Annotated in this window: 10 protein-coding genes; 6 read left to right on the top strand and 4 right to left on the bottom strand. The window is 41.8% G+C overall.

Features of this window, described 5'->3' with window-relative positions; all coding sequences use genetic code 11:
* The first annotated feature begins 61 nt into the window (after positions 1 to 61).
* Both R7Q38_RS03445 and abiEi read left to right on the top strand, forming a co-directional pair.
* Positions 62 to 1069 (top strand): hypothetical protein, encoded by a 1008-nt coding sequence (locus tag R7Q38_RS03445; RefSeq protein WP_318114059.1) that lies wholly within the window; start codon positions 62 to 64, stop codon positions 1067 to 1069.
* A 46-nt stretch (positions 1070 to 1115) separates the two neighbouring features.
* Entirely contained in the window at positions 1116 to 1643 is a 528-nt protein-coding gene (gene abiEi, locus R7Q38_RS03440) for a type IV toxin-antitoxin system AbiEi family antitoxin (RefSeq protein ID WP_318114058.1), read from the top strand.
* A 248-nt stretch (positions 1644 to 1891) separates the two neighbouring features.
* Here abiEi and R7Q38_RS03435 read toward each other — a convergent pair whose 3' ends face one another.
* From R7Q38_RS03435 to R7Q38_RS03425, 3 genes are all read right to left on the bottom strand, one after another.
* Positions 1892 to 3019 (bottom strand): C39 family peptidase, encoded by a 1128-nt coding sequence (locus tag R7Q38_RS03435; protein WP_222771826.1) that lies wholly within the window; start codon positions 3017 to 3019, stop codon positions 1892 to 1894.
* Between the two features lie 293 nt (positions 3020 to 3312).
* Entirely contained in the window at positions 3313 to 3567 is a 255-nt protein-coding gene (locus tag R7Q38_RS03430) for a helix-turn-helix domain-containing protein (protein ID WP_078580609.1), read from the bottom strand.
* Positions 3568 to 4051: 484 nt separating this feature from the next.
* Complete coding sequence (locus R7Q38_RS03425; protein WP_213916936.1) at positions 4052 to 5602, bottom strand: PAS domain-containing methyl-accepting chemotaxis protein; 1551 nt, start codon at positions 5600 to 5602, stop codon at positions 4052 to 4054.
* Positions 5603 to 5887: 285 nt separating this feature from the next.
* Between R7Q38_RS03425 and modF the strand changes: the two genes are divergently transcribed.
* Positions 5888 to 7342, top strand: coding sequence for a molybdate ABC transporter ATP-binding protein ModF (modF, locus tag R7Q38_RS03420; protein WP_005386196.1), 1455 nt, complete (start codon positions 5888 to 5890; stop codon positions 7340 to 7342).
* Here modF and R7Q38_RS03415 read toward each other — a convergent pair.
* Entirely contained in the window at positions 7330 to 8802 is a 1473-nt protein-coding gene (locus R7Q38_RS03415; RefSeq protein ID WP_054574374.1) for an EAL domain-containing protein, read from the bottom strand. The genes modF and R7Q38_RS03415 overlap by 13 nt on opposite strands.
* 348 nt (positions 8803 to 9150) lie before the next feature.
* On the opposite strand from R7Q38_RS03415, the gene R7Q38_RS03410 reads away from it, so the two are divergent.
* The 3 genes from R7Q38_RS03410 (at position 9151) to R7Q38_RS03400 (ending at position 14065) form a co-directional block, all read left to right on the top strand.
* Positions 9151 to 9885: an IclR family transcriptional regulator gene (locus tag R7Q38_RS03410; RefSeq protein ID WP_005386192.1), complete on the top strand. Its 735-nt coding sequence runs from the start codon at positions 9151 to 9153 to the stop codon at positions 9883 to 9885.
* Positions 9886 to 9891: 6 nt separating this feature from the next.
* A complete protein-coding gene (locus tag R7Q38_RS03405; protein ID WP_213960757.1) occupies positions 9892 to 10731 on the top strand; it encodes an arginase family protein in 840 nt (279 codons plus the stop codon).
* Positions 10732 to 11038: 307 nt separating this feature from the next.
* Positions 11039 to 14065 carry a DUF6701 domain-containing protein gene (locus tag R7Q38_RS03400; RefSeq protein ID WP_239938546.1) on the top strand — a complete coding sequence of 1009 codons (3027 nt, stop codon included), beginning with the start codon at positions 11039 to 11041 and terminating at the stop codon, positions 14063 to 14065.
* Positions 14066 to 14074: the final 9 nt, after the last annotated feature.

Genomic DNA, 14074 nt, shown 5'->3' with positions numbered 1-14074 from the left:
AACTTACTAACTTACTAACTTACTAACTTTCATTAAAAAAACAATAATAATGGTGAACAGCATGGCAAGACCGAAAACTTACACTGACGAAGACCTCATCCAAGTCGCTAATGAGCTGATTAGCAGAGGAAAGAAGCCTAGCGGGTGGCGAATTAGAGAGTATTTACAAAGAGGAAAAAGCTCTTCGATTCAGGCTGATTTGGAAAGGCTCATTGCTGACGGTAGGATTCCAGAAGCACAAAATGATATCCCATCAGCAACAACTCAAGTAAGGACCTCATATGAGCTACCAGCGGAAATTCAAGAGCTTCTCGAAAGAAAGGAACATGATATCTCCACATCACTTCGAGATATTATTATCGCTATGAATGACAGTATTCATACCCATTTTGAGTCAATCACTTACACACGCATTAGAGAAGCAGAGGCAATCAGCCAACACGCGATCAAACAAAAAGAGCAGTCTGAGGGAGAAGCTTTGGATATTGAACAGACTCTCCAAAGGGCTACAGATGCAAATGATGAACTAGAGGAGAAAAATGAAGCTCTGCAATCTGAGCTAGTCGAATCACAAAACGAGAAATCTGAGTTATTAAAAAATATCAGTCAACTTACGAGTTCACTCAATCAAGCAAATGACAAGTTAGAAAACCAGCAAGATACCATTTGTGGACTCCAAGCCAGCCTATCAAAAGTCGAGAAAGCGCATTCAGCACTAACGGTACAACTGGAACACGCACTTAACGATGCTAAAAAGCTTGAGTCTCAGCTGACTGAACTATCTGAACGCTATGAGAGTACTTGTATCAAACTAACTGAAAGTTCGACTAAGCTACAGTCAATGACAGAAGCACTGGACAATTCTGAACATAAGTTAAGCACTGTCCAGGATGAAAATACCGATCTTTTAGTAAACTATCGAATCTTAGAGAGTAAGTTACATGAGTCTCAATCTAATATTGCAGAACTTAAGCATGTAAATCATGAACTTGAAAAGCAGCTTACGTACTTTTTAGAAGAAACTGACTCCATTTGTGATGCTGTCAATGACTCATCAAGTGGACGCTAAAGTATGCTATAGTTACTACTATCGTCTACTTATGAAAATAAACAATATGGATATTCAAACGGCGTTAGAACGTCTGCATAAATTTGATAGGCAACGCATTTACGTATATACCAAGCGCAACTTGCGAAGACTATTTTTTGATGACAGTGAAGAAGCTTTTAAGCAAAGTTTACCGCGTTTAATCAAATTCGGGGTACTAGAACGAGCTTGTCGAGGCGTTTACGTGTTTGCTTTAAGTCGCCACAAAGGTGGCTATACCATTGAATATGTGACTAAAAGTCTACGTCGTGGTGAATACAATTACATCTCGCTTGAATCCGCTCTTTCAGAATATGGCGTAATTTCTCAGATTCCTATTGATCGTCTGACAGTAATGACTACTGGTCGAAAAGGTGTATTCAAGACTCCATACGGGGTGATCGAATTTACACACACTGATCGCTGCGATATAGATATTTTGAACAATACAATTCTTTCTGATAGACCTTTGAGAATCGCCACGGAGTCTGCGGCGATTCGAGATTTGAAGCGCGTTGGCAGGAATACTCATATGCTTTGCAATGAGTTTGATTGAGCACGGTAGGTTTACTAGAACTCTCCATTGAGATCGATTTTGTCGTCACCGACGATCTCGTCCATTTCCTGTTTGAGCACAGGTGTGACGATTACTAGCTTCTGGCAGCTGTGCGGGTAATGAAATTAGCCAGAATACAGTAACCTAGTGTCATTACTCACTATTGGAAAAAAGTGAGTTACAAAGAGTTTCTACTTACAATGCCAAAGACATAGAAGATAGATAAGGCAATCTTCTATGTCTATCGACTAAAGTCTTCCGTAGAGATGAAACCAATCGGGGTTTTTGACATCTATTCTTGTACTTGCCGTCGAATGAACTGTAACCGATTCATCCTTTCTATTATTCCGTTCCCATGGACGTCTTGGTATATGTACGGTGGCCTGAACCTTGGCAGAAAGTGGCACTGAGCCTATTACTGAACCAGTATTCAAAGACCATCTTAACTCTTCCCGCATACCAGGAGTTAAAAATGCGCTTTTCATAGATGAATCTACGGTTCGTAACTCCAAGTTTCTTTGTGCTCGAATAAACCCCTCTACACCAGTTAGAGTGAAACATTCACCATGTATCCCGTGGATACCAGGAGCTTTTATGTAAGCTCCAATCTCAATATCCTTATTTGGAAACGGAATTTGGTATGGCATTCTAAACTGAACTTTTAATGGACTAAAAGAAGCCATAAAGTCGTAAGTGGAGTTCACCGCATGGCCAGGGCCTAGCATTTCATCATACTGCAACAAAGTCCTAGCACCACCTTTTGTCCCCCCCCATTTATCTTTATTCCATGGGTCATGGATAATAAAACCTTCTTTGTTGTAACCTACAATAAGAACCCCATGTCCAACATTATCAAGGATTTGTGCCATTTCCTCAGACATTGGGTAATACTCAGTTGTAAAGTGAATTCTAATAAATACTGGTGCTTTATCCTGTACAAGAGTCGCCTTAAAAAACTCCCAATCTTGAGGCATTATTTCCTCCATGTTTCTGTACATAAAATCGCCCATTTTTTCAGCATCATCAGGAAATAGAGCACTTAGTCGTAAGGCTGGAAAGTAAATAGAAGGGATTAGATTTTTTTTTGTTACATAGCGAACCATATCTTCCTCAAGGCTTTCATGATTCATATACTGCCAATCTTCAATCCCCATTTCTGAAGCGATTTCGGCTTGTTCAGGAATGGCTCTACCATGATAAGCAAGGATCATTTGTGCACACGCTGCTCCTGACCAGTGTTTTTTGTCTGCTATATAATATGGTACATCCTCTAACTCAAATTCATCAGGAAGGTCTGGTAGCGTGAAGTCCTTACCAGCTTCTGGTGCTGTTAGATACTCCCTAAGATTTGCTAGAATTTCTTTGTCACTTGGCATGTTATAAATCCTCATTTTTCAAGGCTAACTACAACTCTCTGACTTTTATTGATAAATAGAATCAAAGCTCAGCTAAGTTCATATCAACTTAATGCACAAACAAGCGTAGTTCACCGACCTGTAACTTTATTTAAACAAGCTCACAGAAATGACACCAATTAAGTAATAGGCGAAAACAACTTTAACAAGGAAATGGGGCAGAAATAAGCAGACCGCGCCACTATTATTTGCTAACTCAATGACGATTGTGAGAGAACAACTTGGCTATAGAGTTGGCTTTGTTTTATAGGATTTTACCAATCATCAGGGTCACGAAGCTTTGCCTGTTCACGGCTTACAGCTTTGTCTTGAATATGTAGCTCAAGATCTAGTGATGACAGCAGACGCATCAGACTTTCGATACTCGACGAGGCAGGAGCACGTTCAAGTTTTGATACCGTGGTCTGTTTTAGACCAACAATATCGCCGACTTTGGTTTGGTTGCGCCTTTGATTCCTGCGAACATCACGCAAGTATATTCCCAGTTGCTTCGGACTTGTTATGAGCATATCTGCCTCCAATGTAAATTAACCCCTGCAGAGGATATTAGCATCTTAACCCCTCAAGGGGTTAAGGTTAATTTTACCCGCGTACAGGGGTAATCAGTCATAGCTAGGATTAAGAGGTTTAGTTGACAGGGTAAGGATGTTAGAAAATATTTTGGCTTATATGCTTGATGCTCTTGCTAAGTTCGATTGTTTTCGTATACTGATCGTGATTAACATTCGTCAACGTGACATTTGATTGATGAACGTAGAAAGCTAGAAAATTCAAGAGCTTGATATATATAGGTTTTCAAAGAGATGGGGTTCAAATCCCTATCTCTCCGCCACTTATTTAGAGAGCTCGCATTTATTGCGAGCTTTCGTCGTTTTAGCTCTTACAAAGACGAGATTTAGAAATCCTCGCTCGTAAACGAATCCAGCACTTCACTATATTCCAGTTAAAAGCCCGCTAATGTTTAGCGGGCTTTTAACTTCGATTTTCTAAAGTTTAAGCAAACTTTTTAATCATTTCAGACAGGTCATTGGTGCAATTTTGCACTTTGGTGTTCATATGATTCGTTTCAGTCATCAGTTCATACGATTCACTGTACTTTAAATTAAGCGACTGGATGTTTTCATTTATTTCATCCGTTACATAAACCTGCTCTTCTATCGCGACCGCAATTTGTTGGTTTCGTTCGACAACGTCTTGAACAAGGGATTCCAGTTGTTGAATGCTATCCAAAGCAGTACCTAACAATGTTACCGTTCCGGTCGACATTTCGTTACCTTTCTCTAACGCAGAAACCGCTGATTTGCTCCCATTTTGAATTCCTTCAATGGCCGATTTAATCTCTGTTGTCGATTCCTGAGTTCTTTTAGCTAAGGTTCTCACTTCATCTGCTACAACGGCAAACCCTCTGCCTTGTTCGCCTGCCCTCGCGGCTTCAATTGCAGCGTTCAACGCTAATAAATTAGTTTGTTCGGCAATACCGTTGATGACTTCAACAACGGTTCCAATTTGCTCGGTTTGTTGGTTCAAACGTATGACCACTTTAGATATTTCGCCGAGCTCATCAACCAACTCTAAAACCGATTGGTTAACATTATCGATAACGCTACGGCTGTCTATCATCGTATTTTGCGCTTCTAACGTAGCCTCGGCGGTCGCTTGAGCATTATTTGATATCTCAGATGAAGAGGCTTGCATCTCGTTGACCGCTGTTGCGACCGAGTCAATCTCCACTTTCTGTGCGCTTAAGTTCTCCGTCACTTGCTGGCTATTTGTCGCAGCACTGTTAGCACTTGCGCGCGTTTCTTCGCAAGAGTCTTTTACAGACACGCCAACGCGCCCCAGTAGCGCATTGGCAAATTGCTTACGCATCTTCATACCCAGCTCAATCTCAGCCAGATCGTTGATTCTTCCGCAATAAATATATTCCATGAGTGGATTGTTGAAGTCTTGCCTAGCCTGTTTAGCGAGCTTCTCAACTGGTCTGGTTAATACATAAATAGAGAAAACGGAAAGTAACGCAACAACGCCAAACGCTATCACTGGTGATTGATTCATTTGTAGAATGAGTAAGCCAATAAGGTTTGAAATTAAAAGGAAGAAGGCCGATCTCATCCACAAACGTGTACGAGGAAGATACATTTTCCACGGCTTACGATTATTTCGAAGCTTCGAATACGCTTTTTCCGCTCGCTGGATGTGTATACGCTCAGGTTTAAATCTCACTGATTGGTATTCCACAACTTCACCATTAGATTTTATAGGAGAAGCAAACGCGTCAACCCAATAATAGCCGCCGTTTTTACGTCGATTTTTGACCATTCCCATCCAGTGTTTGCCAGTTTTCAGGTGAGTCCATAAATCTTTAAAAGCCTGTTTTGGCATATCAGGATGACGCACAACATTGTGGGGTTTACCGATAAGCTCCCCTTCATCAAACCCCGCGACTTCATTAAAGTTTTCACTGGCATATTTGATGTAACTGGAGGTATCGGTAATGGAAACTAGGCTGTAACTCGAGGGGTAATCGTATTCCGTTTCACTCATAAACATGTGTCCTTACATTGATTAATTAACAAACGGCAAATATGAATTTATCAGCATAACATATACATGCATAATGATAGGTTGATTCAAAAATAAAACAAAATTATTGACAAGTTTACTTGTTACTTAATGACTCTAGTCGCATTTTTATCCTCTAATACAAGGCTTCGTTAATATGCACAAGACTGAGCACTGTTCAAAATTAATACACAAAAGCGCTTCCGTACTGAGTTCGTAAATTGTTATAAGTAATCCACTAAAACGAAAACAAGGAAGGCAAACGCAATGACTATTCACTTTCGTCAGCTTGCAGCTAAGAGAAACACGACACACTTGTTTATTGACGATTGGAAAATTAACACTCAGCAGTCTTGGGGGATATTCAGCGCGGATGGAGATATTGGCTCTCTGCTTGGAGACCTTATTTGTGATGAAATGTCACCAGATAGTGGGGAAATTGAGCTAAATGGGCTGTCCGTTGCGCAAGTGTCGTTATCAGAGCAACAGCGATTACTGGAAAGAGAATTAGAAAAAGATGATACGGATTTTCTTGATCGTATCGACCAAGGGAGCACTGTTTATTCATTAATCCTAGAGCAGAGCCAAGACACCAACTTAACTGAACAGCTAATTAATGATCTCGACCTAAGTCATCTTAAAGATAGTGGCTTCCGTGTTCTCTCTACCGGAGAAACCAGAAGAGTAATGCTCGCCCGAGCTTTAGCCACACAACCTGACTTAGTATTACTAGATAATCCATTTACTGGCTTAGATATTGCGCACCGAGCTGCTCTCGCTCGCTATTTACACTCGCTTTCTCAAAATGTGCAACTACTCATAACCTTCTCTCGCGAATCTGACATGCCTGAGTGGATCAATAGCATCGCGCTTTTCAGTGCAGGAAAGCTTGATAGTACAATGGATAAGTCCAGTTGGGATAATCATCCAATCATTGGACAAATTAAATCTCAGTCAAAGCAACAGAGTGAAGAAATGATGAGCTTGATACGTCAGCATCAGCACTCGACGCCATTCAACAACCCAATATTTGAACTAAAGAATGGGGCTGTCGAATACACCGATAAGAAGATTTTTACTGACTTGAACTGGCGCATAGACAAGGGCCAACATTGGCAGGTCAAAGGCCCAAATGGTTGTGGAAAGAGTACCTTACTTGGATTGATCTTTGGCGATCATCCGCAATGCTACAGCAATGACATTGATATTTTTGGTAAAACGCGTGGTACTGGCGAGACAATCTGGGAAATTAAGCAACATATCGGCATGGTGTCTTCAGCGCTACACCTCCAATATCGAGTCAATTGCAGCGCATTAGAAGTCATTTTGTCAGGATTTTACGATTCGATTGGGTTGTATAACCAGCCAACTCGCAAAGAGATGAATATTGCAAACGAGTGGCTCGATATCTTACATATGAGCCAGTACAAAAAAACCTCATTCAAGCAATTAGAGTACGGTCAGCAGCGACTATTACTGATTGCAAGAGCCATCGTGAAACAACCCACATTATTGATTTTGGACGAGCCGTATCAAGGGTTAGATTTTTTGGGTAGACGGTTAGTTAAGAACACACTTGAACTCATCGCTAGAGAGAATTTAAGCCAACTATTGTATGTGTCTCACTACCAAGAAGACCGCTTAGATAGCATCAAAAATGAGTTAGAGTTTGTGTTTGATGAAAATGCTCAGTGTTATAGAGCTAACGTCTACCAATCATAATGACTTCGCTGCGCAAGCTGCTCATAAGGTAATGGTTTGGAGTACAGGTATCCCTGATGATATCTCACTCCCATCTGCTTTAAGTGTTCAGCTTGCGCTATGGTTTCCACGCCTTCAGCGATCAATTGTACTTGTAATTCTTCCGCGAAGTGAACCATCGCTTTTAAGACAGAAGCACTAAGGCTAGGAATACCAATGGTTTCGACAAAGCACTTATCGATTTTTAAGTAATCTATGCGCATGTGCTGTAGAAATGCTAACGAGGTTTGGCCAGTTCCAAAATCATCGATCAGCACATCAATACCATGCACTCGCAGCGCTGCAATGCATTTTCTCGCCTCTGAATCAATGAGCTGACGCTCCGTTATCTCTACCCCTAATGAGACTTTGTTTCGGCTCAACTGTCTGTCGAGCAATTGAATTTTTCTGATCGCGTTTGGTCCGACTAAATAACCAGGCGGCACGTTAATACCAAGGTGGACAGGCTGATCAAAGCCTAATTTACTGAAGTCCTCTGCCGCTTTATCCAGAACGAAATCAGTAAGTAAAAAAACCAATCCACTTTGCTCTGCCGCAGGGACAAACTCATCCGGAGAAATGAACCCCTTACTTTGATGCTCCCATCGCACTAGCGCTTCAAACCCGAATAACTGACCGGTATCAACGTTAACTTGCGGTTGGTAATACAGGGTCAACTCTCCTCTTTTTATCGCTCTTTTAAGATCCAGTATCAAATTGCGATGGGGATCAATAAACTTATTCAACGCATACAAGCAAAGGTAGATAACGAAAATAATTGGAATTGAGTACAAAAAATAGGAAAGTGTTCTCTGTTTGACGAAAAGATCGCTGGCTTCGCTCAAAGCTTCATACTCAAACATTTGCGACGATTTGATACCGATAGGATTACTTCCCGCTCTTAATGCTCCTTCAGGTGAAACTTGATCATGGATAAACAGCGCAGAGCGTTTTAGGCGTAAATCGTTGTTAAACCCTATTGTCGCATTAAAGTAGTCATGATCGATAATCGTTACGGCTTGATAACCCCGCTCTCCCTCCGTTACCACAAGCAAGAACTGATCGTACAAGCTATCAACACTACCAAACGCTAGCGTTTGTCCCTTAGGAAAGGTGATGTGCTCAGCTAACGGTTTAGAGATACTTCCCAATTTCGAAGAACAAGTAATGACTCCCTCTTTCACAATGAGCATTTCTTCAATATCTCGTTCAAACATTAAGCTTTGCTGGAGCTCTTCACATCGTTCAGGGTGTAGCAGCGCCGTGCGGTTTTCTGTCTCTATTTGGAATAAAATTTCATCTGCAATTTGCACATTTTTTTCTAATAAATGATTGAGATTGTTTTGCACGCTTTCACGAGCTAAATACAAAACCTCTCCAATAACCAAGGGAATAGGCAGAAGAAAAATGATGGCTTTTTTAAAAATCGCCTTATTCAGCATATAAAAGTAACCTTTTATAAAACCGATTTACTGAGATGGTACCTCGATTCCGATACCCGCTAGCAACTCACGTTTTTTAACATTATTTGTTTGGATTAACTCAGTATGCGAAACGCTGAGTAATACCGCAAACTAAACAATGTCTTATTCACTCCTGTTCCAATTTAGTATCAAGCGCCTCAAACCTGAGACTTTAATTCGACACCATGTTATGTCTATCGGTACTTGCGAAAGTCTTTACCTGTCTGTTTCTCATCATGTAAGAATTACCCATTAAAATTATTTTTCTTTTCTCAGTGATTAAGAATTATATTTGTCGTAACTCCTACAACACGTTACAACACTCTCATGACGACAAACAAAGCTAATGCTAACCAGGTAAACGAAAAATCACTGCAGTTGTTAATGCAAGTTGCAGTTAGTCCGTTCCCAGTTTCTGCGAAAACGCTAAGCGAGCAATTGAACGTTCCTTTAAGCAGCCTTTACCGACACTTAAAACTGCTTAAAGAATGGAACTTGATCGAAGAAAGCGTTCACGACAAGACATTTGTCGTTGGTCCGGCGGCATTATTACTCATGCACAGCTATGAGACCGCGCAACATGGACTCGACATGGTCGAAACCATACTGGCTAGGTTGGTACAACAAACCGGGGAAATGGCCGCTTATATGGTACCAGCGGGTTATCGTGCGCTTTGTGTCAGACAGAAAGAAAGTATGCAGGCGCTGCGTTGCAGCTTCGTCCAGGGTCAAAGTCAACCTCTGCTGCGCGGTGCCTCATCTAAAGTGATGCTCGCTTTTATGCCTCAAAGTCGATGCGAGAAAATCTTGAGATACTTTAATCAAGATCACCGACGCGACGAGTGGGAAAAAGAGCTCACAACCATCCGTAAACACGGATATGCCGTCAGTACTTCTGAGATTGACCCTGGTGTTTCAGGTATTAGCGCACCGGTAATGAAAGGAAGCAAACTGATTGGCGCAGTCTCGGTGATGGCTCCGGCCCACCGAGTCGAAAAGGATAAGCAGCGCATTATTTTACATGTACTGCAAGCGGCAAGGGCACTACCACCAGAAAGGTAATTCATCATGTTAAGCTTTTTCAAACGCTATAAACTCCATCACACAGTGAAACAGCCGCAACATTACCCTTTTTCTTTTATGACAGTGTGCGAGTATTTACCTCCTATGTCGAAGGGTGCGTTTGAATTAGCTGACCAAAATTTGGAAAATGCTAGTGATTGGCTTTACCAACAACATGATCATGAAACCGCTGAAAACTATGGGCACTTCAACCACGACAAACTGGAGAATGGCGAGTTTCAAGAAGCGTTAAGCCTTTCGCTTTCTCGCCACTCAATTCCTGTTTTAGTAACTAACTGTACCGAGGCAATCTTGTCCATGTTACCTGTGGTCGTGTCCTATCGAGACGAAGTGGGTGTGGTAAATATTGGACATGACATGAACTTGAAACCAACACTTGAACCACGTTTAGGCTCGGCATTCCATTTTGCTCTTTCTCGCTATCAAAACGTGCGATTATTTTTTGCTGGTGTTAGCGAACAAGATACAAAGCAAGAAACGTGGGAATACGCGGAGGATCAAGGTTGTGACTGGGTAACCGATAAAGAGTTTTCTTTTCGTCATCGCAATAATGTTAAGCAACAGATCGGCAATTACCTAGACCACTGCGACCAAATAATCATTAGTATCGACCTTGGTTCTCTAAAAACCAAAAACAGCCTTGATGGCGCGTCAGAAATTGATATCCAAATGGTTCTACGCACGATTAGGCAATGTTTGGTTGCAGGTAAAGTGAGAGCAATTCAGCTCGTTGGAGATCGAGATTGTCTGGTGTATTCGAGACAAACGAAAGCCATACTAGAAGAGTTATATCAGATGGCTCCACTCATCGTTCACGCTGCCTAGCGTTGTAAACGTTCAGAATCAGGATCGCGTCCTTCCTGATTCTGAACCAACATGCTTACTTATTATCCTTAACTAACAAATAGTTACACATATAAATCGACACACATCACACTTGCCTCTTGAACTAACCTGACACTTACGTTGTAATAAGGCCGCTAAACTTTGGTATGACATACGAAATAAAAAATAACCAAAGTTCAATAACTAAGCGGCTTCAGAACAAAAAAGTACCGCAGCTATTCCAATTTCAGTGAGCATTTGCTCACGCTCGCTTGATGCCATCTTGTTCCACTCATTAGGACATTTGATGATGCGTCTTTGCAGTATTTTCACTGCGGTTCTTTTTTTACCGCTAACCTCACACGCCACCACTTATGACGTAAAAGATCTATCTGAGTTAGGTCAACTTTGCTCACACAAGAGTTTTAGTATCGAAAGCGATGGCACGACTTATCGCTGTACAGGGAAACTAGTCCTACCCGCTGGTGATAAAATTGTCTCCTCATTACCGGAAAAAGAGATAACATTAAAAGCAGATTATGGAATTGTGTTAGAGGGGAATAATACAATTGGTGAACCCAATAAACGTATCTCTCTACACGCCCTCGCTACCGGATTAACGGTTAACAATGAGAAAGCATCAAACCTCGACGATTACCAAAACAAGCACACTGTTATCTATGGTGATCTTCTATCGGCTTATCCAACAAAGCTGCATAACGTACTCATCGATGGGGATATAGAGCTAACAGGTGAGGCCCTTCATATTAATGGTGAGTACAACACCATTATTGGTGACATTTTGACTCACAGCACGACCAATATATTTAATACAAACATCTGTGGTAAGGTCGAATCACAAGGCGAAACACTACACCTAAAAACAAACCATCCTTTACAAGACCATTTTGTCGTCGGTGATGTTTCTGCGCACAAATCTCTGATTATAAAAGATATGTCGATCTATGGTACGGCTGAATCTGTAGGATCGTCAGCTACATTAAGTGGCTCATTCTATAGTTCCACCGCAGCAATTAAATACTTCCAAACATTGAACTTCAACAACGCTCCAAATCAGCCTAGTCAAGTTTGTGGTGAAATCCAACAAACGCCAGGAAGTGCACAAACGAAAGCACAAGACAACAAATACACGCAATACTGTGGATTGGGCGAGGCTGATTGTCACTACTCTTCCCAAGTCTGTCCAATCACCCCTCAAGATGTTCCGAATTGCAGCATGCAGCCTCCATCGGAGAACGACTTAAACCTCAGCGTCACACCATCGGACGACATGGCACTGATGTGCGGCGACGATCTTCCGCAATTTACAGCAACAACAACCAATAATGGAGAAGTTGTAAGCGCAGAAGTCAGTGCTGTCCTATCACACCCTGACTTGTTCACTTTAGAGGTGGTTAAAGGTCAGCAGACATTAGGAGCCAACCAATTTATATCTGACGAGAATGGTGAACTTGTTGTTCGAGTGGTTCCGAATAATATTGATACGATCTCGTTAGATACCAACTACACACTAACTTTCACTATGGCGAAAGACACGAGCAAGCATCAAACTGTTCGCTTTATGTTTACGCCATTTATGTTTGAGGCCTACTCAAAGACGAAAAGCGCAACTTTAAATGAAATACGCGTTATTGCAGGTAAACCAGAAAACGTGCATACGCGATTGCTTGCTTGTGCCTCCACCGGCGAACCTGTAGTGGCAAGCAACTACAATGGTACGCCTAAGGTTTTTCATCCATTGGTTCAACCATTAGGAGGAAGTGAAGGAAACTTTAGCTATTCAGCGGAATTTAAAGACGGCTTGTCTGAACATGGTCTTATCACGAACGAGTCCGGCATATTTGAAGTGACATTGTCCGATCATTTTGAATGTGAGGGATTTGAAGAGTGTCCAGAAGAAGGCAAAGTGGAAGTGAAAGGGACATTTAATGTGCACTCGCGACCATGGACACTCGCTATTTGTGACGACCAACGTGCTTTGCCTTCTGGCACCTCTGAACAAGGAGAAGGGTTTCTTGCTGCCGGAGAACTTTTCTCTCTAACGGTGAAACCAATCATTTGGCAACCTGACGGCTCTGTGAGTGGGTCTGTTGAATCAGCACGCTATTGTGATGCTTCTATCACCCGTAATTTTACGCTTGATGACGCTCCAGCAGCATCCGTTGTCTTGTCGAGTGAGCAACATACGCCATCAGAGACAGCGAACCAAACCTCAAAATTGCTAAAAAGTAGTGACTCGCTAGCTCAGGCGCATAATTCAGCCAAGAATGATCAATTCGTCTTTAATGGATTATATTGGGAAGAAGTCGGGAGCTTGAGAGTAAAAGCAAACCTAGAAAGTAAATATCTAGGTATGACTGTGAACGAAGGCTATCGTTACGTTGGTCGTTTTTACCCAAAATATTTTCAAGTGCAAGACCAAGAATGGCACTACCCACATGGCCAAACTTTTGCTTACATGAATCAACCTTTTGAGAAAGTCACTTACGATATTGTCGCACTCAATGCGAATAAGGAAAACGTGAAGAATTACGTCCACTTTTCGTCTAACCTTCAACAACATTTCGATTTAGGCGAGCTAAGCTCATACTCCGATCGGTTTTTGCCGCCTAAGCCTAAGAAGGTAGACTGGAAACTACTGGGTAGCGCGAGTGTTGGAACGTTTGTTATAGAGAAGCCCTCGACCAATGCGACTTGTAACAATAGCCCATGCTGGAAAAAGAACACGACAGATAAGCAATATCCTGATGGCCCATTTAATAAAGGGACTAACAGTGACAGCAGCAAAATAGGTATAGTCACGACTAAAGCCGTTGATGAGGTAAATTTCTTTGATAACAGCGAAATGCTCACTCAACAACCGGACATTCGATTCGGTCGTTTGAACTTTCAAGATGTAGGTGGCAACCAAGGCATGGTGATCAAAGTGCCACTTGCTGTAGAAACTTGGCAAAACGGTCGATTTACGACTAACTTCGATGACAGCTCAACAACGGCGAGTGGTGAATATTACTTCAGCACGCCAATTTGGTCTCATGCGCCAGCAAACAACGCCCTGCTTTCTGGCGTTGGAACGATGAGTATTGGCAGAATGACCGATATCGTTGCAAGCCAAATTGACTCAGCACGCGAGCAAATACAATTCCACCTGGATTTAGACGGCTCAGGTAATCGCATCCCTTGGCTGAAATACGATTGGGATAACACGACAAGTGAAGAGGAAAATCCACCTGTTACAGTTACGTTTGGTATTCACCGAGGAAACGATCGCATTATTTATCGTGGTGAGCCAAATATGCTTGGCCTAAATTAACGCGAAACG

It is taken from the genome of Vibrio sp. Vb0598 (genome assembly GCF_033338935.1).
GTDB lineage: Bacteria > Pseudomonadota > Gammaproteobacteria > Enterobacterales > Vibrionaceae > Vibrio > Vibrio alginolyticus.
This window is presented reverse-complemented; position numbering and strand designations above follow the sequence as displayed.

What these genes read in the sequence shown, in the direction of transcription:
- R7Q38_RS03425 (WP_213916936.1), bottom strand. Translation starts at nt 5,602, where the DNA reads ATGAGTGAAACGGAATACGATTACCCCTCGAGTTACAGCCTAGTTTCC.
- abiEi (WP_318114058.1), top strand. Translation starts at nt 1,116, where the DNA reads ATGGATATTCAAACGGCGTTAGAACGTCTGCATAAATTTGATAGGCAA.
- R7Q38_RS03400 (WP_239938546.1), top strand. Translation starts at nt 11,039, where the DNA reads ATGATGCGTCTTTGCAGTATTTTCACTGCGGTTCTTTTTTTACCGCTA.
- R7Q38_RS03435 (WP_222771826.1), bottom strand. Translation starts at nt 3,019, where the DNA reads ATGCCAAGTGACAAAGAAATTCTAGCAAATCTTAGGGAGTATCTAACA.
- modF (WP_005386196.1), top strand. Translation starts at nt 5,888, where the DNA reads ATGACTATTCACTTTCGTCAGCTTGCAGCTAAGAGAAACACGACACAC.
- R7Q38_RS03405 (WP_213960757.1), top strand. Translation starts at nt 9,892, where the DNA reads ATGTTAAGCTTTTTCAAACGCTATAAACTCCATCACACAGTGAAACAG.
- R7Q38_RS03415 (WP_054574374.1), bottom strand. Translation starts at nt 8,802, where the DNA reads ATGCTGAATAAGGCGATTTTTAAAAAAGCCATCATTTTTCTTCTGCCT.
- R7Q38_RS03445 (WP_318114059.1), top strand. Translation starts at nt 62, where the DNA reads ATGGCAAGACCGAAAACTTACACTGACGAAGACCTCATCCAAGTCGCT.
- R7Q38_RS03430 (WP_078580609.1), bottom strand. Translation starts at nt 3,567, where the DNA reads ATGCTCATAACAAGTCCGAAGCAACTGGGAATATACTTGCGTGATGTT.
- R7Q38_RS03410 (WP_005386192.1), top strand. Translation starts at nt 9,151, where the DNA reads ATGACGACAAACAAAGCTAATGCTAACCAGGTAAACGAAAAATCACTG.